Below are 24,984 nucleotides of genomic sequence, written 5' to 3' on the forward strand. Positions count from 1 at the left end.
GGCCCCCCTGGACTCGCGTTGCCAGTCCAGGCTAGGGGGCGAGCGCCGCTCCCCCATCGTCCGAACGTCCCCATTTGTCCGTCGGGGACGTGACAATCACCACGGTCGGCGCGCCGCGGCCGGTGGGCCGGGCGCCCTCCCGGGGCGGCCAGTCGGGTCACTTCTGGGCGCCGTCCGTGGGGCCGGGCGGTCTGCGGGGGCATTCTTTGCGCGGCGGTGGGCATCCGGTCCCGCATGACCCTCTACGTCGTCACCGTTCCCGGGACCCTGTTGACCGAGCTCACGCCGGACGCCCGCTCCGAGCTGCTCCGCGCCCTCCGTCCGGCCGACCCCCGCACCACGGACGTCGGCATGGAGGAGGACCTGCACATCCTGAAGCTCTACCCGGACTCGCCCGCCTTCGCCCTGCACCTGGAGGTCGAGGCGCCGGACACGCGTGCGGCCGAGGGGAAGGCGCGCGACCTGGCCACGGCGGCGCTGGGGCGCGCCGGGCTGGACGCTGACGGGGCCCGGCTGGGCGATCCCGTCATCACGGGCATCGCGACCGAGTAGGGCCGGGAACGGGGGCCGGCCGGTTTCCCCGGCCGGAGGCCCAGAACGGTGCTGCGGGTCTACTCGCGGGCTGGTTACCGTCGGGTCTTGTACCCGAGTGAGCGGTTGCCGCCACACCGTTCCGGGAGCCGGCGGCGGGGGCTCGCCACGTGTTCCGGCCCCCGCAGCAGGTCTCTTGTCCGTTCACCACTTGCTGTGGCAGTTCCAGTGCCCCTGCACCCAGTACGTCTTGTAGTGGCCCGGCACCCAGTGTTTCTCCCAGCCTCCCGGGCTCTTCCAGCCGGGGTGCCAGCGGCCGTGGTGGTCGTAGTAGCCGGGGTGCCACTTCCCGGAGTGCCACTTCTTCTCGTAGTGGCCCTTCACCCACGTCTTGCCCGAGTGGCCCTTCACCCAGTTGCAGCGGTCGTGGCGGTCCCGCTTGTCGTCCCGATCACGCCGGTCGTGCTTGTCCTGCCTGTCGGAGCGATAGCGCCTGTCCTGCCCGTCCTGCTGCCTGTCCTGATACCTGTTTTGATGCCTGTCCCGCTGGCCGTCCCCGCGGTCCTGCCGGTCTCGGTCGTCGGCGACCGGCGAGCTCACCGTCGCCGACGTCGCGGCGGGAGCGGCCGACGCGCTGCCCGCGGCGCCGAAGGCGGCGCCTCCGGCGAGCAGACCCGTCGCGGCGACACCGGCGGCGAGGTGCCGGATCCGGATGGAAGCTCTCACGGAACTCACCTACTCGTGCGTGTATTCCACAAGGCAGTGGTACCAATGATTCGTAGCAATCCGGGCAAGGGATTGGTAAAACCGCAAAATAAATCAAAAGTTACCAAAGAGACACCTTGGGCCGTGGGGGCCTTGCCGTTACGCACGGCGTTCACCCGGTGATGTTCAGTCGCTCCCGCCACCAGTCCACGGTGGCCTTGACCTGCTGGTCGAGCGGGGTGGCGCGGACGGTGAACCCGGCTTCGTAGGCGCTCGCGTCGACGACGAAGGGGCGGGTGAACTGGTAGCGGATCTCCTTCAGTTCGCGCAGCAGCGGGGAGAAGAGGGAGCCGAGGGCGAGTACGGGAGCGGGGACCGTGCGCACCGCGACCGGTGCGGTGCCCGCTTCGGCGGCGAGGCGGTCGGTCATCTGCCGTACGGACCGGGCGGGTTCGGTGGGGACGTGCCAGGCCCGGCCCCAGGCGCTCTCCTGGCCGGCCACTTCGGCCAGGGCCCGCGCCACGTCGGGGAGGTAGGTCCAGCTGTGCGGGGCGTCGGGGTCCCCGAGCGTGGAGACGGGCTTGCCGCGCAGCAGGGGCGGCAGGACGCGTGCGGCGAGGTGGCCGCCGTCGGTGACGCCGGGGCCGAAGAAGTCCGAGGCCCGTACCTCGACGGCGCGGATGCGGCCCTGTTCGTGGAGCTTCCGCGCTTCCTCCCAGGCGGCCGCGCGCACCGCCCCCTTGGGGCCGCTCGCCGCGAGCGGCAGCGCCTCCGTCATCGGGACGTCCACCGGGCCGTAGCCGTAGAGGTTGCCCAGCACCACCAGGACCGCCCCGGTCGCCTCCGCCGCCGCACAGGCCGACGACGCGAGCGCCGGCAGCTCCGCCACCCAGCGGTGGTACGGCGGAGCCGCACAGTTGAAGAGGGCCACGGCCCCCCGCACGGCCTCGGTCAGCCGAGCGCTGTCCGCCGCTTCGAAGGCGACGTGCTCGATGCCGGGCTCCGGGGGGCGGCCCGTTCTCGTGACGACGCGCACCGAATGCCCCTGCTCCAGGAGCAGTCGGGCAGTGGCCGCTCCGGCGGCCCCGAATCCCATGACGACGTAGAAGCTCACCCACGAACACTAGCGCGAGCAACCGTCCCCGGTGGGGCCCGCCGTACCGCTCAGGTCGCAGCGCGCCCCGCCCGAAATCATCATCTGGGCGCACGGGTTGGCCGGTCGGCGCCGTCATGATTTCGGTCATGGCTCAAGAACTAGGCACCCTCGCCCAGCAGACCGCCGACCGGCTGGCCGAACACCGCGTCGGGGCGGTCGTGGCCGCCCTGGCCGGGGACCGTACGGAGATCAGGGGTGCTGGCGGCACCGGCGGCGACCACGGCCGCTCGCCCGGTCCGGACACCCTGTTCGAGATCGGTTCGGTGACCAAGTCGCTCACGGCCCTGACCCTGGCACGCATGGCCCTACGCGGCGAGGTCGAGCTGGACGAGCCGCTGCGCGATCTCCTGCCCGACGGGGTGGCCGTGCCGTCGCGGGGCGGCCGGCAGATCTCCCTGCGGCACCTGGCCACCCACACCTCCGGCCTGCCCCGCCTGCCCCGCGGCATGTTGCTCCAGGCGCTGCTCCGCCCCTCGAAGCCGGATCCGTACGCCGACTGCACGGCCGACGTACTCCTGGCCGGGCTGGCCCGCACCCGTCTGGGCGCCGCTCCCGGGCAGCGGTTCCGCTACTCCAACCTCGGTGCCGGCCTGCTCGGGCTGGCCCTCGCCCGCCGGGCGGGTACGGACTACGAGAGCCTGGTCACCCGGGAGGTGTGCGCCCCCCTGGGCATGGCCGACACCCTCGTGGCGGTGGACGGCGCACGCGCGGACCGGTCGGCCCGGGGGCACGGCCGGCGTGGGCGCCCGGCGCGGCCGTGGCACCTGGCGGACCTGGCCGGGGCGGGCGGTCTGTGGTCGACCGCCGCCGACATGGCAGCCTTCGCCCGAGCCCAACTCGATGGCGGCCCGGTCGAGTTGACCGAGGCGATCCGGGTGAGCCATGCCGACCCGCACCGTACGAGCCCCTTCGCGCAGGTGCACCTGGGCTGGACGGCCCACCGGCTGCACCCCCGGCAGGGCGCCCACCTCCAGATCTGGCACAACGGGGGCACCGGGGGCTTCTCCTCCTTCGTGGCCTTCGACCCGGAGACGCGCTGCGCCGTCGTCGCGCTCGCCAACACCCAACGGCCCGTGGACCGGCCCGCCTTCGACCTCCTGCGCACCCTGCAGACGGAACGCGCCGGCACGCCGAACTGACCCGGAACACGGCCCCGCGGTCCCGTTCGAGGCGTAACGGCTGGGCGGAACAGCTGGGCGGAACAGCGGCGCAGGCGCGGCTACTTGGCGCCCCAGGCTCCCAGGTCGTTCCCGCCCGCATCCGCCGCGCGCCGCAGCGCCTCCGGGGAGCCCAGGATGCCGTGCGGCAGATAGCCCGAGCGGATGCCCGGCTCCCAGCCGTGCGCCTGGACCGAGAGGGCGGCCAGGGCGAGGGGGCCGAGGGGCAGCAGGGTCCTCGGGGCGGGGTCGTCTCCGACGCTCTCGCGGTGGGTGACGAGCCGGGCCGCGAGGGCGTCCTCGAAGGCGTGCCGGTCGTCGTCGAGGAGGACGCGCAGGAGGCGCTGGTCCGGGGTCAGCGCGCCGGCCGCGTCCAGGCGACGGGCCGCTCCGGCCCGTTCGTCGGCGTCCGGCTTGCGCAGGGTCACGGTCGGCCAGTGCCGGGGCTGGTGCCCGGTCGACGGGGTCAGGTAGCCGCACAGCGCGTCCATCGCGGCGAGGTCCGCCGGGTCCGACGTGGAATCCAGCGGCGAGTACGGCATCCCCTCGCGGACCGCCGGCGCGTAGTCGTTCAGCAGCATCAGGCCGACGACCTGCTGCCAGTCCCACACCAGGCCGCTGACCACGGCGGTCTCGAACGTGTCGAGCCACGTTCGGGCGGTGGGGGCCTGCGTGACGGCTTTCGCGAAGGAGGTGTCCTCGCTGCTGAGCGTCTCGCCGATGAGCGGGAAGGAGACCTCCTGGTCGCCTTCGGGGAAGCAGCCGATGCTCAGCACCCCGTGAACGCATTCGGCCGCGGTCCGCAGGGCCGAGCGGGTCGTCTCGTCGAGCTCGGGTTCCTTCAGGGTGCGGGCGGCGACGTGGTCGAGGAGCTCGTCGCACATCTCCGCCAGCCTCTCCGGCGACGGGTCGTCGTACCGCATCCGCTGCCAACGCCGCCGGGTCCGCCGACGGATGTCGTCGAGCGCCTCCTCCATCCGCCCTCCGCTGATCTCGTGTGCCGTCACTTCCCGCACTCTGGCCGCCCTCTCGTGATCGTTTCGGCCGGAACGGCACGCTATCAGCGGGCTCGGACACGAAGAGACGGCCTAGCCCGTACCGGCGGGGCGTGGGCACCTTCCGGGCGTGTACGGCTCACCGGAAGCCCTTCAGCTGCCACCCTCGGCACCCATGGATGTCAGCACCTTCTACGCCCTGTTCTCCGCCACCTGCTTCACCCTCGTCGGGCTGTGGTGGAACGTCGTCCAGAGCCACCACGAGTGGATGCGCGACCCCGACCTGCGGCGCGTCGTCGGCGGGATCTACCTGTCGTTCCTGCTGCCCGCCCTGATGGGGCTCTTCGCCCAGGTCGGCGGTACCGAGCAGCCGCAGATCTGGCGGGGCGCGTTCATCGTCCTCGCCCTGATCGGCTGCGCGTGCACGCTCCGCCTGCTGTCCCGGGGAAGCGGCAACCGCTTCCTCGTCTGGCAGCAGGCGGGCGCCACCGTGCTCTACGCCCTCATCGCCGTCGTCGGGGCCTTTCCCGAACTCGGCCGCCACACGGGCCTGCGCCCCATCCAGGCCGAGGCCATCATGCTCATCTGCCTGATCGTCCTCGGTCACGCCCTGGTCTGGCGCTTCATGGCGGGCGAAGGCCGCCCGGCGGAGGACTCCTGACGGCATCCCGCCCGGGAGTGCGTTCGAGCGATCGCGCCGGTGTTCGGAATGTGTCGCACGCGGGCGCGGAGGCCCGCCGGAATCGGCGAATCCGGAGCGGGGGCGCGTCCGTGGCCGACAGGATGGGATGCATGGACCATGGGAATGCGGGGCCGGGCGGATCACGGCCGATGCGGGTGCGGGTGCCGGTGGAACCGGTGGAGGCGGCGATGGAGGCCGACGCGGTCGACGCCGCGGCCCGTGCGGGCGATCTGGTCGTGCGCGGGCCCCTGTTCGGTGTCGCGGAGCAGCGTGCCGAGGACGGGCCGCGGTGGCGGGTGGTGGTCGAGGTGACGTCCGGCTGCCCGCAGCAGGCGCGTGACGGGCTGAACTCGATGCTGTGGTTCCGTGCGAAGGACCATGCGCGGGACAGGTCGGAGCGGCGGGCGTTGCTGGCAGCCGTGGCCCGGCTGGAGACCGAGCGGGTGGACGATCTCGACGTCGCCGGGACCAGGTACCGGATCGTCCGTGCCGAGGAGTACGCGGGCGCGGGCCCGGGCGGCATCGAACAGCCCCGCCCGACGGATCCCGAGCCGCCCGTTCCGGACTGGGAGCGTGCCTCCAGGGGTCCGGGGATCGACGACGGCCTGCTCGTCGACCCGGACGCACCGGTCACCCCCGCCCAGGCGCTGGAGCAGCTGGTGCTGCGCGATCTGTGCTACACCGGGGAACGGTTCCCCGCGGACGTGCGCGCCGACGCGCGGCGGGCCCTGGACACGCATCCCGACGTGCTGCTGCTGCCGGCGACGTTCACGGTCGTGGAGCGGACCGCGAGCGGCTGGAGCCCGGTCAGCGGCCCGCACGCGACCGCGCACGACGCCCGCAAGTCCCTGGACTTCGCCCTGACCTGGATGTGGCCGCGCATGCGCGGCCTCATCTCCCACGGGTCCGATCCCCACGTCGACGCCCGTACGTGGACGGCGGGCGGCGGTACCGGCGGTGCGGCGGACGGTGCGGCCTCGAGCAGGGCCGCCGCCGACGTGCGGGCCGCGAAGCTGGCCGCGTACGCCGGTGCCGCCGACGCGCTCCGGGCCGGGCGCGTGAACCAGCTGGAATTCCAGGACACCGTGTACCAGATCGTCCGCACCCGCCGTCTGCTGCGCTGGGGCCCCGACGGGCCCGAGGGCCCGCGTCCTTCCGACGTCAACAGCCAGGACCCCACCCGCATCCACCTCGCGCTCGACGAGGACGGCAACGTCCTCTCCGATGACCCGACCCGGCCTGATCCGGCCTGATCCGGCCTGACAAGAGGCGGCCCGCCCGGGTCGTACGCGATCCGGGCGGACCGGTGACCGGGCACCTCGGGCACCGATCGGGCCGAGCCGGTGAAACCACTCACGATCGGGCCCGGTTCGGGCTCCGGAAGCGCGAGAATCACCGGGTGAGCACACCAACGCAGTCCCAGCGCAGCGTAGGACGCGGCGTCAGCACCCTCATCCCGCAGAGCGCCACCGATCAGGCCATGGCCGCGCTCACGGGACTGGAAACCGTACCCGTGCACGTCGGGCTCCTCCAGGCGGCGACCCTCCTGCTGGAGGAAGCCGCACGGACCGCCACCGACGAGGCGACGAGAGCGGCCATGGCCAGGACGGCGGGCATGCTGCGCGCCGCCATGTAGCCGGGTGCCGTCAGGCCGGATGCAGCACGGCCATGGCGATGTCCCGCATGCGTTCCCACGTGATGCCGGTGCGCTGTTCGACGGCGAGCGGGTGATCGGTGGGTTCCAGTTCGATCGAGGGGCGCCGGCCGACCGGCCGGGTGTGGGCGGTCGTCTTCAGGTTGGTGGTCGGTCGGGTGTAGAGCGCGAGCTCGGTGCTCAGCCACCCGAAGTACGGCTGCTCGGCTTCACGGCCCGGCGTGTTCCACAGTTCGAGCGCCCGGCTGAAGTTGTCCTTGCTCAGGGAGACCCAGACGCCCCAGGTGAACACGTCGCCGCCGCCGATCACGGGTATCTCGATCAGCCCTCTGACGAAGAAGTGCCGGCCCTTGATGACGCACTGGTCGGACGACAGCATGCTCCCCGGGTCGCTCTCGAAGGCCGGTTCCCATGCGTCGGGGGCCATGGTCGAGTAGCTCGTGGGCAGTTCCGCGTGGTGGTCGCCGCAGCGTGAACAGGAGAAACCGAGGTCGTTGGCCATGACACGATCCTAGGGAGTGCCGTCGAAGTCCTGTCTGCCCGGCTACTGGATGTTCAGGCGGATCGGGTGGGAGGGGTCCGCGGGGCAGGTGAAGACGCGGAGTTCGCCGAAGCGGCCGACCCTCAGGTCCGGGTCGTCGCCGCTGTCCATCGTGAGGAGCAGCCGGGTCCGTGCGCCGCAGGCCGGGCAGTCGAGGGGGACGAGGTCCGTCAGGTGCCAGCTCGGCCAGCCTCCCGCCTTCCATCCCTCCCGGCAGGAGAGTTCGCCGCGGTGGTACTCGGTGCCCCGGCTCTCCGCCCAGGCCTCGGCCCGGGCGAGGAGTTCCTCCGGGATCTCGTCACCGTCGGGGAGGTCGGTCACCCCGACCGGATCGAGGACGCAGGGCCGGGGCAGGTACGAGTCGACCGCGTCGACCGGCTGCGGGGGTTCCGCGCGGGTGGTGACGGAGTCCGCCGCGCGGTGGCGCAGTTGGACGGCGGGCCCCCAGTAGTACGACTGGCCCGGCAGGCCGGAGTGCTCCCTCGGGCACCACAGGACCTGGAGCAGGTCCGTACCCGCCGGCCATTCGATCGTCGGCACGTCCTGCGCGCGCAGTTGCAGGACCGCGACCAGCGGTACTCCGGGCACGGCGGCGACCGGTACCCGGCGGATCCGCTCCCACCTCTTCAGGTCGAGCGCGCCGGCGCCGTCCATGATGCGGGCCTGGACGTCGGCTTCCTCGTGGGTGAGTTCGTACGCGGCGTTCGGCCTGCCGGCGCGCCGGTCCCGCATGGCGCGGTCGATGCGCTGCCAGGTTTCCCGGTCCTCGTCGGAGAGCTTCTCGCGTACTTCGACCTGGTGCGGTCCCTCGCACACGGGCCAGGCCTCGTCGGCGGGCCACAGCAGCGGTCCGCCGACGTGGCTGTCGGCGGGTGCGGGCCGGCCCGCCTTCGGGCGGAGCAGGGTGGCCTTGCGGGCGTAGGGGACCAGGTCGGGCACGTCGGCGAGGAGCGCGTCGACGCTCGTGTTCAGGGCTGTCACGGGGAACACCGTAGAACGGCACGGTCGTTCCCGGTCCCGGGGGGGGGGGCACAGTGCCGTGACCGCACGAGCCGATCGTGGCCGGCCGCCGCGGAGCGGTCACACGCCGCCGCGCCAGATGTTGTCGAAGGCCGCCTCGTCGACGGAGCGTCGTTGCCGTTCGGCCGCGAGTTCCACCACCGCGTGGTGGACGGCGGCCAGTACGGTCGCCACCGCGTCATCGGTCACGTCCGGTGAGTCTGCGGTCCGTTGCCCCCGCACGCCGACGGCTTCGGTGAGGGCGGCGAGTACGGGGTCGTCCGACGCCCAGCGGTCGGCGGCCCTGCGGCGGGCGGGCGAGTCGACGAGCACCGTCTGACCGGCCCGGAGGGTGAGCCCCCGGCGGCGTTGCCGCACGAGCAGCCCTTCGGCCTCCAGCTCGGCCTGATAGGCCAGGGACAGGCCGCGGCCGCGCCTCCACAGCCAGTCGGTGACCGATTCGTAGGGCGCCTCCCGCAGGAGCGAGGCGGCGGCCTCCTCCAGAAGCCGGTCGGCGGGTGCCGGTTGGTGACCCGGCACGATCAGGTCGCCGTCCAGGGTGACGGTTCGGGCTCCGAGGAGGTCGATCGCCTCGGCGCCGGCGAGCGCGAGCGACAGGTCCCCCTGCTCCGCCGGGCGATCGGACACGGTGTCCATGGCGACGATCAACAAGTCCCGCGGTGTGGTCATGAAGGGTTCCACGTCCAATACTTGTGCCGCGTCCGCTGGTGAACGCGTACGTGAGTGGCTGGTCCGGCACGGTCCGACAAGGGGCAGGCTACCCATCGCGCGATCGACGCGCAGGGAATGCGGCTCCGGCATGACGGCCGGCGGACGTCTCCCCGGGTGTCGCCGCACGACGGCGCCGGTGGCCGGGCCCCTGATCGACCCGGACGGGACGGACGTCACCTCGCGGAGCCGGCCGCGCACCACCGGTTACGCGGCGAGCAGGGACAGCGCCCGGGCGCTGGGGCTTCCGGGTGCGGCGTGGTAGATCACGAGCTGCTGCCCGGGCGCTCCGCGGACGTCGAAGGACTGGTAGCTCAGGTCCAGCGGTCCGACGTCGGGGTGGTGGATTTCCTTGGCGTCCCGGGTCTTCCCGTAGACCGTGTGCGAGGACCAGAGCGCCGCGAATTCCCCGCTCGCCGCGGTGAGGGAGGACACGACCTCGCGCAGGCGCGGGTAGTGCGGGTCGAGGCCCGTGGCCTCGCGCAGGCCGGCCACCACCGCCTCGGCTGCGCGGTCCCAGCGGGCGAAGAACGTACGCGCGGTCACGTCGAGGAAGGTCATGCGGGCCAGGTTGTCCGCCGTTTCGAACGGGGAGAACAGCGCGTCCGCCACGGCGTTGGAGGCGAGGAGGTCGGTCGCCGGGTTCAGGACGAACGCCGGGGTGTGCGGGTAGCCGTCGAGCAGGTGGCGGAGCTCCGCGCTCGCCATTTCGTCCGGCCGCGTGCGGCGGCCGTCGGGGAGTACGGCCGCCAGCCGGTGCAGGTGGGTCCGGGCCGCGTCGTCCATCCTCAGGGCGCGACTGATCGCGTCGAGGACCTGCGGGGACGGGCCGCGCTCGCGCCCCTGTTCGAGACGGGCGTAGTAGTCGCCGTTCATGCCGGCCAGGACGGCGACTTCGTCCCGCCGCAGTCCCGCCACGCGGCGGCGGCCGTAGGAGGCGAGGCCCACGTCGTCGGGCCGCAGCCGGGCGCGGTGCGCGCGCAGAAAGTCCCCGAGATCGTTGCTGGTCACCCCGTCAGGCTAGTGCCGTGGCCGGGAGGGTCCGCCGGGGCGCGGCGGCGTCCGGGAGGGACGTCCGGGGCCGGGGTGCGGCGAACCCCTGCGCGGGGCGGAATCGGCGGTCTCCGCGCGCCGTCGTCGGCGTGCTGGGCGCGGGCGGGAATGCTGAGCGGGGGCTGCGGGTGCGTGGGCACCCGGCGGCCTGCCCCGGCGACGTCCGTACGAGCCTTGGAGCGCTGACCACACATGAGCAGCCACCCCGATGGTGTCCCCGCGCCCCCGCCGGCCGGTCCCGGTCCCGGGTCCGGCGCCTGCGTCTCCCGCGCGGAGTTCGACGCGCTCTTCGCCTCGGTGCGTACGTGGGGCCGCTGGGCGGCTGCCGACCGGGGCGCCTGGAACGGGGTGACGGCGGCCCACGTGACCGGGGCGGCCGCCCTGGTCCGGTCGGGGACGGTCGTCCCCCTGGGCCGGCCCTGGGACACCCGGCCCGGGCCGGACAACCCGAAACCCCCGCTGCACTACATGGCCGATCTCGGTGACGTGGAGGCCCCCGAGCCGACCACGTACAAGGACTTCCTGGGCGCGGACTACCACGGCAAGGGCGTGAGCCACCTCGACGCCCTGTCACACATCGCCTACCGGGGGCAACTGTACGACGGCCGGGTGGCGCGCGAGGCCGTCGGTGCCGGGGGCGCCCGGTTCGGCTCGGTGGCGGCCCTCGGGCCCCTCGTGACCAGGGGCGTGCTCCTCGATCTGCCCGCCGCCCTCGGGGTCGACTGGCTGGAGCCGGGGCACGCGGTGCACGGGCGGGACGTCCTCGCCGCGGAGAGGGCGCTGGGGGTGACGATCGGGGACGGGGACGCGGTGCTGTTGCGCTCCGGCCGGTTCCGCAGGAGCCGGGAGACGGGCCCGTGGGACAGCGACGCCGCGAGCGCGGGCTGGCACGTGGACGCCGTGCCGCTGCTGGCCGAGCGGGCCGTGGCCCTGCTCGGCGCGGACGGGGACAGCGACGTACGGCCGTCGCCGGTCGAGGGTGTGCACTCCCCCGTCCACACGCTCGCGATCGCGGCGATGGGGGTGCCGCTGCTGGACAACCTCGACCTCGAAGCGCTGTCCGAGGCCTGTGCCGGGGCGGGCCGCTACGCGTTCATGCTCGTCGTGTCGCCGCTGAACGTCCCCGGCGGGACGGGCTCGCCCGTCGCTCCGGTCGCCGTCCTGTGACGCCCTGACCACGGACGGGCCACCGGATGGCCACCGAGCAGGCGACTCCCGCACACCCCAGAACATGAGGAATATACTCAAATCCGGTGATCGAGCGTGCTCCGGTGAGGGGAGTGGTGCAGATGGGGGTCGCCGGGGACCGCATCGGCCCCGCTCATTCCCGTGACCGGTTCCTTCAGGGCGAGGCGGTCGAGGACGGCGTGCGCAGTCCGATCCTGAGCTCGTGGCAGCGCTGCCGGCTGCTGGGGCTGTCGCCGGACCAGTCCGAGCTCCCCTTCACCGAGGACTTCGACCGGGACGGCCCGCTCGTCCGCGCCGCGGGGCCGGTCCTCGACCGGCTGGAGTCGATCTTCGCGGGGAGCCAGATGAACATCTGCCTCGCCGACGGCCACGGCACGGTGCTCGAACGCCGTTTCGGGGACAAGTCCTTGCTCCGGCACCTCGCCCCGATCCAGACCGTTCCCGGGTTCGTCTTCTCCGAGCGGGTCGCGGGGACGAACGGCATCGGCCTCACCCTCGCGGAGCGGCGCCTCGTCCAGGTCTACGGTGCCGAGCACTTCGCGGAGCGGTCCCAGTCGAGCGCCTGCACCGCGATACCCGTACGCGATCAGCTCAGCGGGCGCATCGAGGGCGTGCTGTGCCTCGGCTACCCCTACACCGACGCCGACCCGGCGCTGGTCCCGCTGGTGCGCAGGGCGGCCGAAGCCGTCGAGCGACGGCTGATGGAGCAGAGCTCGGCGCGCGAGCGCGGCCTGTTGCAGGCGTACTTCGACGCCGGAGACCACGTCGGAGCCGGTGCGGGCGGCCTGGACGGGCATCCGCTGGCGATGGCCGAGCTGCTCCAGAGCGATCTGGACCAGGCCGACCAGCTGGTCCTCAAGGAGAAGGCGACCGAGCTGATGTCCTCGGCCCAGCTGGCCGCCCTCGGGGTGCCGCTGTCCCGCGGCCGGCTGATCACCCTCGTGAGCCGTCCGGTGACGAGCGCCTCCGGCGTCGAGGGCCTCGTCATCGAAGCGCTCCTCCCCGAGGACACGGACCGGCACGCCCCGGCCCCCGGCGTCCCGCCCCCCGCGCCGCACCTCCGGGTCGTGCGCGAGGCGGCCCCCGGGGCGGCCGGCACCGAGGACTCCGCCGCGGGCCCCGTCAGGGGGCTCGTACTGGTCGGCGAGCCGGAAGTGGGCAAGTACGCCGTCGCCGCACGGCGCCGTCTGGAACTGCTGGCCGAGGCCAGCAACCGCATCGGTACCACCCTGGACGTGAGCCGCACCGCCTGGGAACTCGCCGAGACGGCGGTCCCGCGCCTGGCCGACTTCGTCACCATCGACCTGCCCGAAGCCGTGCTGCGGGGCGAGGAGTCCGCCCGCCCCACCACCGAGATGCACCGCACGGTGGTCCACGGCATCCGTGCCGACTGCCCCTTCTACCCGGTGGGCGAGCAGGTCGCCCTCCGCCCGACCACCCCGCACATGCGCTGCCTGGCGACCGGCCAGCCGGTGCTGGAGCCGGACCTGAAGGCGGCCTTCGGCTGGATCGCCCAGGATCCCGAGCACGCCGAGCGGCTCCTCGCGCACAACGTCCACTCCCTCATCACGGTGCCGCTGCTCGCCCGTGGCGTCCTCCTCGGCATCGCCAGCTTCTACCGTTCGCAGGACCCGGCGCCCTTCGGTGACGACGACCGCTCGCTGGCCCAGGAGCTCGCCGCCCGCGCCGCCCTGTGCATCGACAACGCCCGCCGCTACACCCGCGAACACACCCTGGCGCTCGCGCTGCAGCGCAGTCTGCTCCCGCGCGGGCTGCCCGAACAGAGCGCCGTCGAGGTCGCCCACCGCTACCTGCCCGCCGAGTCCGGAGTGGGCGGCGACTGGTTCGACGTCATCCCCCTCTCCGGCACCCGCGTGGCCCTCCTCGTCGGCGACGTCGTCGGCCACGGACTGCACGCCGCGGCCACCATGGGCCGGCTGCGGACGGCGGCGCGCAACTTCGCCGAACTGGAACTCGCGCCCGACGAGCTCCTCACGCACCTGGACAACCTGATGGTGCGTCTCGACCGCGAGGAGGGCGGTGACCATCCCGGCGAGACCAGCACCGGCATCGTCGGCGCCACCTTCCTGTACGCGGTCTACGATCCGACCTCGCAGCAGTGCACGCTGGCCCGTGCCGGGCACCCGCCGCCCGCGCTGGTCCGCCCCGACGGCACGGTGTCGCTCGTCGACGTGCCGGCCGGTCCCCCGCTCGGCCTCGGCGGTCTGCCGTTCGAATCGGTCGAGATCCACCTCCCGGAGGACAGCCGGCTGGTCCTCTACACCGACGGCCTGGTGGACGGCCGGCACCGCGACATCGACGCGGCCCTCGACGACCTGATGCGGGTACTGGCCCACCCGGACCGCAGCCCCGAGGACACCTGCCGGGCCGTCATCGACGCCATGGCTCCCGAACACCCCGGCGACGACATCGCCCTGCTCGTCGCCCGCACCCACGCCCTGCCCGGCGACCGGATCGCCTCCTGGGACCTGTCCGCCGACCCGGCCCTCGTCTCCCGCGTCCGTGCCGCCGCCACGGACCGGCTGGGCGAATGGGGCATGGAGGAGTCCGCCTTCGCCGTCGAACTGCTCCTGAGCGAGCTCGTCACGAACGCCGTCCGCTACGGCCGTGCCCCCATCCGGGTCCGCCTGATCCGCGACCGCACCCTGATCTGCGAGGTCCACGACGGCAGCAGCAGCGCCCCCCGGATGCGCCACGCGGCCATCACCGACGAGGGCGGCCGCGGGCTGTTCCTCGTCGCCCAGCTCGCCCAGGCCTGGGGGACCCGCTACACCCCCTCCGGCAAGGTCATCTGGGCGGAGTGCGCCCTGGACGCGGGATGACCGCCGTCACGAGCGACATGACCCGCCTGCCAAAACGAGGCGATATGCCGGGAATGCCCTGCGGGTTCCCCGTAGAATCCCGCATGCAGTCGGGAAGAACTCGGAGGCCGACCCCCGGAGAAGTCTGTGCGTGACGCTCCCGACACCTCGATCACCCCGCGCTCCCCCTCCGGCGGCGAGCCCCTCGTCCGGATCCGCGGGCTCGGCAAGCGGTTCGGCGGCACGGTCGCCCTGGGCTCCGTCGACCTCGACGTCCGCCGGGGCAGCGTCCTCGCCCTGCTCGGCCCCAACGGAGCCGGGAAGTCCACCCTCATCAAGGTCCTCGCCGGAGTCCATCACGCCGACGAGGGCGAGGTGACCGTGGCCGGCCACCCCCTCGGGTCGCACGCCGCGACCCGGAGCATGTCCTTCATCCACCAGGACCTCGGCCTCGTCGAATGGATGACGGTGGCCGAGAACATCGCCCTGGGCACCGGCTACCCGCGCCGCTACGGCCTGATCTCCTGGCGGCGCACCCGCGAGCGCTGCGCGTACGCGCTGGGGCTCGTCGCCGGTCACCTCGACGCCGACGCCCGCATCGCCGACCTCGCCCCCGCCGAGCGGTCGCTGGTCGCCATCGCCCGCGCGCTGGCGGCCCGGGCCGAGCTGATCGTCCTCGACGAACCGACCGCCACCCTCCCCGCCGCGGAGTGCGCCCGGCTGTTCGGCGTCCTGCACGCCCTGCGCGACCGGGGACACGGCATCCTCTACGTCAGCCACCGGCTCGACGAGGTGTACGAGGTCGCCGACGCGTTCGCCGTCCTGCGGGACGGGCGCCTGGTCGACCGGGGCGCACTGGCCGGCCACAGCCACGCCCGGCTGGTGCACGCCATCGTGGGCCGGGCCACGCCCCCGCACCGGCCCGCCACCCGGCCCGCCCCCGGCCCGCCGCTCCTGCGCCTCCACGGGCTGACGACCCGGTACGCCGACGGGGTCGACCTGGAGCTGCGGTCCGGCGAGATCCTCGGCATGGTGGGCCTGACCGGCGCCGGCCACACGGACCTGGGCCGCGCCCTGGCCGGCGCCCGCCCGGTCCTCGGCGGGCGGGCCCTGCTCGACGGCCGTCCCTACCGCCCCGCCACGGTCGCGGCCGCGCTCGCCTCCGGCGTCGGCTTCGTCGCGGGCAACCGTCAGGAAGAGGGCTGCGCCGCCGAACTGACCGTACGGGAGAACTTCCTCGCCAACCCGCGGGCGGCCGGCGCCCCGGCCCTCCACTGGCTCGGCCCGCGGCGCGAGCGCGCCGAGGCCACCGCCCTGATCGACCGGTTCTCGGTGCAACCCCGCGACAGCGAGGTGCCGATCGCCGCGCTCTCCGGCGGCAACCAGCAGAAGGTCATGGTCGGCCGGTGGCTCCGGGGCGGTCTGCGCGTGCTCGTCCTCGAAGAGCCGACCGCGAGCGTGGACGTCGGCGCCAAGGCCACCCTCTACCGCCTGCTCGACGACGCACTGGCCGACGGCCTCGCGGTGCTGCTCATCTCCACCGATTTCGAAGAGGTCGCGGGCGTGTGCCACCGCGCCCTGGTCTTCGTCCGCGGAACCGTGCGCGCCGAGCTGACGGGTACGGCCCTCACCGTCGCCGAACTCACCCGGACCGCCTCCGCCATGCCCCCCATCACCGGAGCTGCGACGAGCCGATGACCACCTTCCCCTCGCTCAGATCCGTGCGGGCGCGCCTTCGCGGGCACCTCATCGGCGGATACGGCCTCCTGGCCCTCGCCGTGCTGCTCTTCGCGGTGTTCTCCCTGGCCCTGCCGGGCACCTTCCCCACCCGGGACAACGTCGCCTCGATCCTCTCGAACCAGTCGATCCCCGCGCTCCTCGCGCTCGGCGCGACGATCCCCATCGCCACGGGCAAGTTCGACCTGTCCATCGGCTACGGTCTCGGCCTCGCCCACGTCCTGGTGATGCAGCTGGTCGTCAACGGGGGCTGGCCCTGGCCCCTCGCCTGCGGGGTGGTGGTGTGCGGAGGGGCGGTGGCCGGCGCCCTCAACGGGGTCATCGTCGAATTCGGGCGGATCAACTCGTTCATCGCCACCCTGGGCACCGGCAGCATCATGTACGCCTTCACCGGCTGGATCACCGACGGGGCGCGGATCGTCCCCGGCCCGGACGGCCTGCCCGCCCCGTTCACCGCCCTCTACGACTCCCGGTTCCTCGGGCTGCCGCTGCCCGCGTTCTACGTCCTGGCCGTCGCGGGCGTCCTGTGGCTGGTGCTGGACCGGCTGCCGGCCGGCCGGTACCTGTACGTCATCGGCTCCAACCCGCGCGCCGCGGACATGGTCGGCATCCCCACCCACCGGTACTGCGTGTACGCCTTCGCCGGATCGGGCCTGGTCGTCGGCTTCGCCGGGGTGCTGCTCGCCGCCCAGCAGCAGACCGGCAACCCGAGTGTCGGGCTGGACTACCTCCTGCCCGCGTTCGTCGGCGCCCTGCTCGGGTCGACGACGATCAAACCGGGCCGGGCCAACGCCCTCGGCACCCTCGTCGCCGTGGCCGTCCTCGCCATCGGCCTCGCGGGGATCGGCCAGCTCGGCGCCCAGTTCTGGGCGACGCCGCTGTTCAACGGCGCGACCCTGCTCATCGCCGTGGGCCTGGCCGGTTACTCCGCCCGCCGCCGGCTGCGCACCACGGCCGCCGCGCCCCGCCCGTCACCCGCCGGATCGGCGGAGAACCGCCGTCCCTGACCCCTTTCGTACGCGCACCCGCGTCAGGAGCACCGTGTACCCGAACCCCAAGACCAGCGTCGTGACCGCAGCCCTGCTGACGGCGGCAGCCGTCCTCGTGGCCGGCTGCGGCGGGGACGGCCCGTCGGCGGGCGGCGAGCCGTCGGGAGCCGGCTGCCCCGCCACCCTCGCGCGGGCGCAGGCGGCCGTCCGGCAGGCCGAGAACACCGACGCCGCCTGGAGCGGCCCCACCAGCGGCCCGGCCGCCGTTCCGGACAAGACCCTCGTCTACGTCGCGCAGACCATGACCAACCCCGGGGTCGCGGGCGTCGCGAAGGGGTTCGAGGAGGCCGCGAAGGCCATCGGCTGGAAGGCGAGGGTGATCGACGGGGACGGCACCCCGGCGGGCATCCAGGCCGCGCTCAGCCAGGCCGTCACGCTCAAGCCCTCGGGCATCGTCATCGGCGGCTTCGATCCCAAGCTGACCTCCCAGCAGGTGGCGCGGGCCCGGGCGGCGGGCATCCCGCTCATCGGCTGGCACGCGGTGGGCACCCCCGGCCCGAGCGAGGACGCCGGTCTCCTCACCAACATCACCACGAAGGTGGAGGACGTGGCGAGGATCAGCGCGGACTGGATCATCGCCCAGTCGGGCGGGGACGCGGGAGCGGTCCTCTTCACCGACGACTCCATCCCGTTCGCCAGGAACAAGGCCGACCTGATCAAGAAAGAGCTCGCGACCTGCCCGGGCGTCGCGCTCCTGGCGTACGAGAACATCCCCATCCCGGACGCGAGCAGCCGCACGCCCCAGGAGGTCTCTTCCCTCCTGTCCCGCTTCCAGGGCAGGTGGACCCACTCCGTCGCCATCAACGACCTCTACTTCGCGGACGCGGCCCCCGCCCTGCGCGCGGCGGGCAAGCCGGGCTCCGGCCCGCCGCTCAACATCGGTGCGGGCGACGGCGATCCCTCCGCGTTCCAGCGCATCAACAGCGGGCAGTACCAGGCCGCCACCGTCCCCGAGCCGCTGTCCCAGCAGGGCTGGCAGATCGTCGACGACTTCAACCGCGCCTTCGCCGGCCGGCCCACCAGCGGCTACGTCGCCCCCGTCCACATCGCCACGGCCGGGAACAGCGGCGGCGCCACGTCGTGGGACCCGGCGGGCTACCGCGAGGCGTACCGGAAGATCTGGAGCGGGGAGCAGGTGCGCCCGTAGCGGGGTGCGGAGACCGGGGGGCTCAGCGCTTCTTCCGCGCGGCCCACAGCCGGGTGAGACCGTAGGAGAGGAGCCAGGGAAGCACGGTCAGCAGGCCGACGAACACCCCGAAGAACCCGGTCACGTCGCCCCGGGTCGGAGGGGAGTCACCGGTCGCGAACATCAGCGCCGCGGCCGCCCCGACCGGTATCCCCGGGATGACGACGGAGCACGTCCGCGCGACGGTCCGCGACCGGCCGGGGCGGGCCCGCGCGGTGAGGATCCCCAGGCCGAGCATGATGAACGGCCCGAACGGCATCCAGAGCAGCCCCAGGCCCCACAGCACCGCCGCCCACTCGTCCGAGTAACCGAACATCATCAGCGGACCCCCGCTCCCCCGCCGGTCCGCACCGGACCGGCCCTTCCCCCAGTGACACCCCGCAAGGTACCCGGGCCGCACCCGCCGATCACCGTCTCCCGCACGGCCGGGCCCACTTGAACCGGTTCCGTGACCCTCACATGACCAGGCGCCAGGTGATCGGGGCATCCCGGCCCCGCGGGGAGCAGGTCCGCGTCACGGTGCGGCGCGGAGCGGGTCCGGGTGGTGGGGGGCGCGGGACGGGTGGCCGAGGCGGACCGGGACGCCGGGTGAGTACAGGACGCTGACCGGGGCGTCCTCGGGGGCGGGGAGGCCCGCCGCGGCGAGCAGGTCCTGCTCACAGGTGATCAGCTCGGCCCGGTACAGGGGCCAGCGCGGGTGGTCGTTCGCCAGGTATCCGACTCCGCCCGGGAACGCGTTGTGCATGCCCCACCGGGCGGTGAGGAAGTGCTCCAGGGCGGTCGGCTCCTCGATGCGTTCACCGGTGCGCACGACGATCCGGCTGTGCGCCCCGCGCGGGCCGGGCCAGCGCCGGCGGCTCGCGTAGGCGACGGTGTTCCCCTCGGTCCGCACGGCCATCCGCGACCACAGGTACGGCAGCCGGAACCCGAGGCGTCCCGCCAGCACCGGGAGGAGCCGGGCCGCGTCCATGGACCGGAAGACGACCCCGCGCCGTCCCTGTTCGTCGACCGAGTACAGCCGTACGTTGGTTTCCGGGAAGGATCCGAGGTACGGGATCCCGGGCAGCCGGAGCAGCCCCACCTCGTGCATCCGGAAGGCCACCAGCCCCACGTGGCTGACGCCGTCGTGGACGTCGGGGGCGGTCCCCCGCGGCAGGAGCCCCGCGACGACGTCCGGTTCCACGGCCCAGTGGATGAAGGTGAGGTCGAGCCACTGCTGGGTGAACAGGGGCCTGCGCAGGGCGGCCGGGGCGTCGGGCGTGACGGGGGCAGGTGTCTGCACGCCACCAGGATGGCAGAGGCCCCGGAGCCGGGGAATCCCGAGGGGTCGCCGGCTGGGCGAGGCTCCGGTCACCAGGGGCTGCGGACCTTGACCGGGAGTCCGCGCACGCGTTGCCGCTCCACGGGCCGCAGCCGCGCGAGCAGGTCTTCGCCCACGACGCCGTCGCGCCGCCAGACGCGGCACAGGGCGTCCAGGGCCGCTCCGGCGAGGCGCGGCTCCTCCCCCGTCGCGGCGTCCACCAACGCCACGGTCACCGGGCGGGTGGAGAAGCGGGCCAGCTCGTGGACCACCCTGATCCTCTCCTCCAGGGGGACGTCCGGGTCACCGACCGAGCGGACGGCCTCCGCGGTGGCGAGGGAGTCCGCTCGGGGCAGGACCGCCATGACGAACACCACCTGCGCGCACAGCACGATCAGGTACTGGAGCGGGGCCATCAGGCCCAGCGGCAGCAGCGGGACCAGCGGGAGGAGCACCAGCCAGCCGCCGCGGATCCGTGCCGCGCCGCCCGTGGGCGGCTCGAACCGCCGTTCACACAGCAGTACGAGGACGAGGAAGGTGGCGAGCGTGAGCAGGGGAACCGCCAAGAGACCCACCAGCATCCCCTCCCCCAGCTGCCGCGCCGACGGTCCGTCCCCCAGGACGGGCAGCACGGAGGCCGCGGCCGTCCAGCCCACCGCGGCGGTCGCGAGGTGGCGCAGCAGGCTGACGATCAGCCAACGGCCTGTGGTCATGGGCGCGTTCCTCTCCCATCGGAGCTCTGCGGTCACGTCATTGAACGCGTTCAAGATAACAGGCGGCCGACGAGAGGGGCAGAGTGCGGGGGCAGTACGTAACAGGGGCCGACATAGGCGAAGTTGCCGATGACGCCCGTCCCGCGCCGCTCACGTCGCCCCCGGCTCGGCCCCCGCTTCGGCCCGGGCCAGGGTGAACACCCCGGCGCAGATCAGGGCGAGGCCCAGCGCCTGGGGGACCAGCCACCAGTGCCCCCGCAGGTGTTCCTCGTACAGCAGCACGCCCAGTGCGACGCTCACGCCCGCGTCTCCGAGGGTCAGCGCGGGCTGCGAGGCGACGAGCGGGCCGCCCTGCATGGCGTGTTCGAGGAGCAGCAGGGCGCAGACCCCGGTCGCGGCGAAGGCGTACGTCTCCCAGGCCGTCAGGAACGCGCCGAGCCCGCCCTCGTCGAGTACGTGCATGGCCGACTTCATCAGGGCGGCGGTGAGCGCGTACGAGACGGCGGTGGCCGCGCCGAGGCAGCCGGCCCGCATCCGGCCGGGTGTCCGCCTCAGTCCCGCCACGGCCAGCAGGGTGACGGCCACCGCGCACGCAGCCAGGGCCAGTACCCAGCGGTCGGTCGGGACGTGCGTGCGGTTGCCCGCCGGCGAGGCGGCCACCAGCACGATCCCGAGGCCGGCCACCACCGCCGCCACGGCGAGCCACGTCGCGCCCGGCAGCCGACTGCGCGCCACGAGCGAGGCGATCAGCAGCGCGAGCGGCAGTTCCAGTACGAACAGGGGCTGTACGAGGGCCAGCGCGCCCGTTGCCAGCGCCACGGCCTGACCGACGCCGGCCGCGATCACCGCCAGGATCCCGCCGATCCACAGCGGCCGCCGCAGCAGGTCCAGGACGAGCCCGAAGCGGAAGCCGTCGCTCTGCGGCACGGTGAGCGCCGCCCGCCGCTGGAGCACCGTCGCGAGGGCGTTGCTGAGCGCCGCGAACAACGCGAAGAGGACCGGCAGTACGAAGCCCATCCCCCGATCCTCACCGCCCCCGACCCGGCTCCCCGCATCGACACCGCGCGGGACGCGCCCGGCGCCGCCCGTTCCCCCGTCCGGGCCCACGGGCACACCGCCGGCCCGGGTTCCCTGCCCCTGCCGGTGACCGGCGGGGCGTCAGGTCAGCGCTTCCAGGAACTCCGTCAGCAAGCGGTGCAGGACGTCGGGCTGTTCCAGGTGTACGTCGTGTCCCGTCCCGGGGACGCTCACGGCCAGCGTGTCCGGCCGTCGGCGGAGCATGTCGTCGGCTTCCCGGGGAGGGATGATGCCGCTCTGCCCCAGGACGGCCAGGGTCGGGCACCCGACGGTCGCCCACTCGTTCCAGAACGGGCCCCTGGCGTTCTCGGCCAGCGAGTCGACCATGACGTCGCGGTCGAAACGGGGCCACCACCCGCCGTCCCGTTCCACCAGTCCGGACGCCCAGCCCTCGCCGACCCGGCCGCCGCCGAGGAACAGGACGGCCGCCTCGCGCGAGGGGAACGGCAGGGGCCAGGAATCGAGCCAACCACCGATCATCGCGGGGACGTCCGGACCCGATCCTCCCGGTCCGGCCTCGACGAGGACGAGGCCGCGGATCAGCCCGGGGTGCGCGGCCGCGGTGAGCATGGCGGTGTTGCCGCCCATGGACTGGCCGACCAGCACGGGCCGGGACAGCCCGAGCTCTTCGAGTACGGTGACGACGTCGGCGACGTACGCGGCGCGCGAGAGGTCGCGCGGGCGTCGTTCGCTGGCACCGTGACCACGCTGGTCGAGGGCGACGACGCGGAAATCAGGGCTCAACCGGCTTGCCGTGGCGTCCCATTCGCCCGCGTGCCCGGCAAGACCGTGCAACAGGACGACGGCCGGCCCGGGCCCGCCCCAGTCCCGGCAGGAGAGACGGACGCCTTCGCGCACCACCACGCGTTCGGACCAGGTCATGTGTGCTGCCCTTTCGAGAGTCGGTGGCCGCGGCCGGAGGAACCGGGGATCAGGGTACGGCGACGCCGGCGGGCCGGATCCGGGCTGGTGGGAGGCGCGGAGGGAGGGCTGGGAACCCGGCCGAAACCGTTAGGGTGTTCGACGTTCGTCGTGACGCACACATGTCACACGAAGCACGCGCACCACACTCGGGGGAAGCAAGTGAGCAGGCTCAGCACGCCGTTCGGCGACGGCACCACGCACATCGGCTCGGTGAACGGCGCCTTCCAGGCCGCCATGGGAGAGGGCCGCGGCGACCTCGACGACCGCGTGGACGACCGGGTGATCACCCGGATGCGGGTCGGACGTACGGTGATCGGCACGATCGCGGCGCTCTGGCTCATCGTGGCCTACCCGCTGAGCAGCGGCCGGCAGGATTTCGTACTCGGCAAGCTCGCCGAACTCGGCCTCTCCTGCGCCGTCCTCATGACCGGGACCGTCATCGGCATCGCCGCGTTCCTGATCGCGAGCACCCCCTACCGGCGCCGCGCCTACACCCGGCGACTCGGCGAGCCGGCCCTGGCGTTCCTCGCCCTCGCCGCCGGTCCCACAGCGGTCTGGCTGTCCGTCACCAGCCTCAAGGGCGAACTGATCACCGGTGACGACCTGTTGTCGTTCTTCGCCTCGATCTTCGGCCGCGGCATCATTGCCCACATCCTCAGCCTGCTGTTCCTGGTGATCGGCTGGCTCCTGTCGGTCGCCCTGGTGATCGTCTCGATCCCGTACACGCTCGTCGCGGCGTACGTCTGCGTCACCACCTGCTTCCGCGCCTCGTCCGTCCACCCACTGCTCCCGGCGCTGCTCTCGCCGCTGCTGGTGTGGTCGCTGTTCGCGTTCCAGCTGTTCAGCGGCCCCGACATCGCCGCGCCTCCGGAGGTGCTCTACGCCTTCCTCCTGGGCGGCCCGCTGTCGGTGACCGCCCTGTCGGTGTGGGAGGTGCGCCGCCTGCGCACCCTGCACGGGATCACCCTGCGCACCGCGATGGGCCGCTGAGACGGCCTAACGCGGCTCGTGGGCCGCGGCCCGGCAGGCGCCGTTCGCGGCGCCGCCCGGCACGCCGGCCTGGGTCAGCCCGTCCACACAGCCCCGGAGGTCCGCCGACACTCCGCGCTGGCAGGCCGCGCTGACGGCTTCGGTGACTTCGACACCCGCCTGCCGGGCCATGTTCACGCAGGCGGGGATGTCGGCGTGCGCGGCGGGCGCGACGAGGGCGGCGCCGCCGAGCGTGAGCGTGAGACCGGCGAGGACACCGGCGGCACGGATCGACGTGCGCATGGGACGCACCTGCTCTCCCGGTCGGGGACGGCTGGGCCGTCTAGTTGGGGGCGACCCGGCAGGCGCTCACCGCGGTGCCGTTGGTCACGCCGCCCGCGGTCAGGCCGGACACGCACTGCGCGTGGTCGCCGGTCAGCCCGACGTAACACGCCATCCGGATGGAGTCCGGGGCCTCTCCGCCCTGTAGCTCCCGCTCGACCTGGTTGATGCAGGCCGTGACGTCCGCGTGGGCGGCCGGGGCGACGAAGGCCACACCGCCCAGGGCCAGGGTCAGGCCGCTGAGGACACTTGCGATACGGGTCGACGTGCGCATGGAACGCACCTGCTCTCCGGGATCGTCGCGCGGCCCGGAACCTGGTCGTGCCGGATCCGCGAAGGAACGGCGCCGAGCGCACGCGGCCGACTGTGGCCACGGGCCCCGGGCTCGCGCTCCGGGCCGGCTCGGCAGGGCCTCCCCTCCCTCCTTACGACGCTAGAACAGCCCGCTTGCGCACGCACCCGGTGGGGCCGGAGCACCGGAGCCGCACACCCTCGCCGCCAACATTCCGCTTGTTCACACCGCCCGACGAGGCGAGCTTTCGGTAAGGGCAAACACCCTGCTGCAACCCAGATAGACCCTTTGAATTCAAGGCCACTTGCCGGATACACCCTGGGGAACATCTGTTAGTGTGCCCGCGCTTGGTGTTCATCCATCATTCCGTTTACCTTCCGGCGCGGTGCGTCCGAAGGGTTTTGCGAGGTGTCTCGTACGTGTACAGCACTCCGTTCTCCCCCACAGAGGCCAGGTCCGCCCGCGCCCGCATGGGCCTGACCGTGTCTCAGGTGGCCGACGCCATGGCGGTCTGCGGGACCCCGGTCCATCCCGAGTGGGTCATGGCGTGGGAGCAGGGCTCCCACGTGCCCTCCGACGAGCACCTGTTCGCGCTCGCCGACGTCCTGTGGTGCGACCCGGTGACCCTCATGGGCACCGAGCCGCGCACCCTCGCCGAGTTCCGGCTGGCCCGCCGGCTCGGCGTGGAGCGGCTCTCGTACCGTCTGGGCATGGACCCGGACGACTACCGTGCGGCGGAGTCGGCGCGGGAGTGGCACGGAGACGCCCGGCAGACCAGGGTGCTGGTGGAGGCCCTCGGACTGTCCCTCCGGAAGCTGATCGGCATCATGGGGCGCGTCGACGAGCTGGAGGAGCACCTGCGCACGGCCATCGCGGGCCGGTGGAAGGCGCACGTCGACGCGGTGGTGGACATCGCGGCGGTGGACGCGACGAGCGTGGGGGACGCGCTGCGCACGATGCACGCGGAGTTCTCCGGTTTCTCCGAGCGGTACATGGGACACCTGGTCGCCCGCAACGACGACGCGCGCCTCAAGGAGATAGCGGCCGAGCGCGCCGCCTACCTCCGCCGTCTCGTCGACCACTTCTGGGAGTTGGTGGGCGAGCAGGGCGAGGCGCCCCCGTACCCCGCGGCGGGGGTCTGACGGGGGTGGGGGGCGCGGCGCCCGCGCGGGCCGGGGAGGGG

General features: G+C 73.4%; 26 protein-coding genes. 12 read left to right on the forward strand and 14 right to left on the reverse strand.

Going from position 1 to position 24,984, the window contains the following annotated elements:
- The first annotated feature begins 234 nt into the window (after nt 1–234).
- Entirely contained in the window at nt 235–552 is a 318-nt protein-coding gene (locus ABZZ17_RS07300) for a hypothetical protein (RefSeq protein WP_356872969.1), read from the forward strand.
- Between the two features lie 183 nt (nt 553–735).
- Here ABZZ17_RS07300 and ABZZ17_RS07305 read toward each other — a convergent pair whose 3' ends face one another.
- Both ABZZ17_RS07305 and ABZZ17_RS07310 read right to left on the reverse strand, forming a co-directional pair.
- Nucleotides 736–1,257, reverse strand: a complete 522-nt coding sequence (locus ABZZ17_RS07305) for a hypothetical protein (protein ID WP_356872971.1) — start codon at nt 1,255–1,257, stop codon at nt 736–738.
- 151 nt (nt 1,258–1,408) lie between these two features.
- Nucleotides 1,409–2,350, reverse strand: coding sequence for an NAD-dependent epimerase/dehydratase family protein (locus tag ABZZ17_RS07310; protein ID WP_356872973.1), 942 nt, complete (start codon nt 2,348–2,350; stop codon nt 1,409–1,411).
- 128 nt (nt 2,351–2,478) lie between these two features.
- On the opposite strand from ABZZ17_RS07310, the gene ABZZ17_RS07315 reads away from it, so the two are divergent.
- Complete coding sequence (locus tag ABZZ17_RS07315) at nt 2,479–3,531, forward strand: serine hydrolase domain-containing protein (protein ID WP_356872975.1); 1,053 nt, start codon at nt 2,479–2,481, stop codon at nt 3,529–3,531.
- 80 nt (nt 3,532–3,611) lie between these two features.
- Here ABZZ17_RS07315 and ABZZ17_RS07320 read toward each other — a convergent pair whose 3' ends face one another.
- Complete coding sequence (locus ABZZ17_RS07320; RefSeq protein WP_356872977.1) at nt 3,612–4,565, reverse strand: immunity 49 family protein; 954 nt, start codon at nt 4,563–4,565, stop codon at nt 3,612–3,614.
- Between the two features lie 154 nt (nt 4,566–4,719).
- Between ABZZ17_RS07320 and ABZZ17_RS07325 the strand changes: the two genes are divergently transcribed.
- The 3 genes from ABZZ17_RS07325 (at nt 4,720) to ABZZ17_RS07335 (ending at nt 6,862) form a co-directional block, all read left to right on the forward strand.
- A complete protein-coding gene (locus ABZZ17_RS07325) occupies nt 4,720–5,205 on the forward strand; it encodes a hypothetical protein (RefSeq protein WP_356872979.1) in 486 nt (161 codons plus the stop codon).
- Nucleotides 5,206–5,336: 131 nt separating this feature from the next.
- Nucleotides 5,337–6,479 (forward strand): DUF5954 family protein, encoded by a 1,143-nt coding sequence (locus tag ABZZ17_RS07330; RefSeq protein ID WP_356872981.1) that lies wholly within the window; start codon nt 5,337–5,339, stop codon nt 6,477–6,479.
- Nucleotides 6,480–6,625: 146 nt separating this feature from the next.
- Nucleotides 6,626–6,862, forward strand: a complete 237-nt coding sequence (locus ABZZ17_RS07335; RefSeq protein WP_356872983.1) for a hypothetical protein — start codon at nt 6,626–6,628, stop codon at nt 6,860–6,862.
- A gap of 10 nt (nt 6,863–6,872) precedes the next feature.
- Here the strand turns inward: ABZZ17_RS07335 and ABZZ17_RS07340 are convergent, their stop codons facing one another.
- The 4 genes from ABZZ17_RS07340 to ABZZ17_RS07355 form a co-directional block, all read right to left on the reverse strand.
- Nucleotides 6,873–7,382, reverse strand: a complete 510-nt coding sequence (locus tag ABZZ17_RS07340) for a DUF2199 domain-containing protein (protein WP_356872985.1) — start codon at nt 7,380–7,382, stop codon at nt 6,873–6,875.
- A 42-nt stretch (nt 7,383–7,424) separates the two neighbouring features.
- The gene (locus tag ABZZ17_RS07345) at nt 7,425–8,402 is read right to left on the reverse strand and encodes a hypothetical protein (protein ID WP_356872987.1); all 978 of its coding nucleotides are present in this window, start codon (nt 8,400–8,402) and stop codon (nt 7,425–7,427) included.
- A gap of 99 nt (nt 8,403–8,501) precedes the next feature.
- On the reverse strand, nt 8,502–9,110 hold the full coding sequence (locus ABZZ17_RS07350; RefSeq protein WP_356872989.1) for a GPP34 family phosphoprotein: 609 nt from the start codon (nt 9,108–9,110) through the stop codon (nt 8,502–8,504).
- Nucleotides 9,111–9,356: 246 nt separating this feature from the next.
- Complete coding sequence (locus ABZZ17_RS07355) at nt 9,357–10,160, reverse strand: helix-turn-helix transcriptional regulator (protein WP_356872991.1); 804 nt, start codon at nt 10,158–10,160, stop codon at nt 9,357–9,359.
- Nucleotides 10,161–10,394: 234 nt separating this feature from the next.
- Between ABZZ17_RS07355 and ABZZ17_RS07360 the strand changes: the two genes are divergently transcribed.
- The 5 genes from ABZZ17_RS07360 (at nt 10,395) to ABZZ17_RS07380 (ending at nt 18,145) form a co-directional block, all read left to right on the forward strand.
- On the forward strand, nt 10,395–11,369 hold the full coding sequence (locus ABZZ17_RS07360; RefSeq protein ID WP_356872993.1) for a cyclase family protein: 975 nt from the start codon (nt 10,395–10,397) through the stop codon (nt 11,367–11,369).
- Nucleotides 11,370–11,491: 122 nt separating this feature from the next.
- A complete protein-coding gene (locus tag ABZZ17_RS07365) occupies nt 11,492–14,233 on the forward strand; it encodes a SpoIIE family protein phosphatase (RefSeq protein ID WP_356873252.1) in 2,742 nt (913 codons plus the stop codon).
- Between the two features lie 126 nt (nt 14,234–14,359).
- On the forward strand, nt 14,360–15,910 hold the full coding sequence (locus ABZZ17_RS07370; protein ID WP_356872995.1) for a sugar ABC transporter ATP-binding protein: 1,551 nt from the start codon (nt 14,360–14,362) through the stop codon (nt 15,908–15,910).
- Nucleotides 15,907–16,956: an ABC transporter permease gene (locus ABZZ17_RS07375; RefSeq protein ID WP_356872997.1), complete on the forward strand. Its 1,050-nt coding sequence runs from the start codon at nt 15,907–15,909 to the stop codon at nt 16,954–16,956. Before ABZZ17_RS07370 ends, ABZZ17_RS07375 begins: the two co-directional genes overlap by 4 nt.
- 97 nt (nt 16,957–17,053) lie before the next feature.
- Nucleotides 17,054–18,145: a substrate-binding domain-containing protein gene (locus ABZZ17_RS07380; protein WP_356873253.1), complete on the forward strand. Its 1,092-nt coding sequence runs from the start codon at nt 17,054–17,056 to the stop codon at nt 18,143–18,145.
- Nucleotides 18,146–18,167: 22 nt separating this feature from the next.
- Here the strand turns inward: ABZZ17_RS07380 and ABZZ17_RS07385 are convergent, their stop codons facing one another.
- From ABZZ17_RS07385 to ABZZ17_RS07405, 5 genes are all read right to left on the reverse strand, one after another.
- Nucleotides 18,168–18,503 (reverse strand): hypothetical protein, encoded by a 336-nt coding sequence (locus tag ABZZ17_RS07385; protein WP_356872999.1) that lies wholly within the window; start codon nt 18,501–18,503, stop codon nt 18,168–18,170.
- A 195-nt stretch (nt 18,504–18,698) separates the two neighbouring features.
- Nucleotides 18,699–19,466, reverse strand: coding sequence for a DUF2071 domain-containing protein (locus ABZZ17_RS07390; protein WP_356873001.1), 768 nt, complete (start codon nt 19,464–19,466; stop codon nt 18,699–18,701).
- 68 nt (nt 19,467–19,534) lie between these two features.
- Entirely contained in the window at nt 19,535–20,197 is a 663-nt protein-coding gene (locus ABZZ17_RS07395; RefSeq protein WP_356873003.1) for a hypothetical protein, read from the reverse strand.
- A gap of 150 nt (nt 20,198–20,347) precedes the next feature.
- Nucleotides 20,348–21,214, reverse strand: a complete 867-nt coding sequence (locus ABZZ17_RS07400) for a DMT family transporter (RefSeq protein WP_356873005.1) — start codon at nt 21,212–21,214, stop codon at nt 20,348–20,350.
- Between the two features lie 141 nt (nt 21,215–21,355).
- Nucleotides 21,356–22,156 carry an alpha/beta hydrolase gene (locus ABZZ17_RS07405; protein WP_356873007.1) on the reverse strand — a complete coding sequence of 267 codons (801 nt, stop codon included), beginning with the start codon at nt 22,154–22,156 and terminating at the stop codon, nt 21,356–21,358.
- 201 nt (nt 22,157–22,357) lie between these two features.
- Between ABZZ17_RS07405 and ABZZ17_RS07410 the strand changes: the two genes are divergently transcribed.
- Nucleotides 22,358–23,188, forward strand: a complete 831-nt coding sequence (locus tag ABZZ17_RS07410) for a hypothetical protein (RefSeq protein ID WP_356873009.1) — start codon at nt 22,358–22,360, stop codon at nt 23,186–23,188.
- 6 nt (nt 23,189–23,194) lie between these two features.
- Here the strand turns inward: ABZZ17_RS07410 and ABZZ17_RS07415 are convergent, their stop codons facing one another.
- The gene (locus ABZZ17_RS07415; protein ID WP_356873011.1) at nt 23,195–23,470 is read right to left on the reverse strand and encodes a hypothetical protein; all 276 of its coding nucleotides are present in this window, start codon (nt 23,468–23,470) and stop codon (nt 23,195–23,197) included.
- Between the two features lie 40 nt (nt 23,471–23,510).
- Nucleotides 23,511–23,783, reverse strand: coding sequence for a hypothetical protein (locus ABZZ17_RS07420; protein WP_356873013.1), 273 nt, complete (start codon nt 23,781–23,783; stop codon nt 23,511–23,513).
- 437 nt (nt 23,784–24,220) lie between these two features.
- On the opposite strand from ABZZ17_RS07420, the gene ABZZ17_RS07425 reads away from it, so the two are divergent.
- Nucleotides 24,221–24,943: a helix-turn-helix transcriptional regulator gene (locus tag ABZZ17_RS07425; protein WP_356873015.1), complete on the forward strand. Its 723-nt coding sequence runs from the start codon at nt 24,221–24,223 to the stop codon at nt 24,941–24,943.
- Nucleotides 24,944–24,984 lie beyond the last annotated feature (41 nt).

It is taken from the genome of Streptomyces sp. NPDC006512 (assembly GCF_040611935.1).
Taxonomy (GTDB): domain Bacteria; phylum Actinomycetota; class Actinomycetes; order Streptomycetales; family Streptomycetaceae; genus Streptomyces.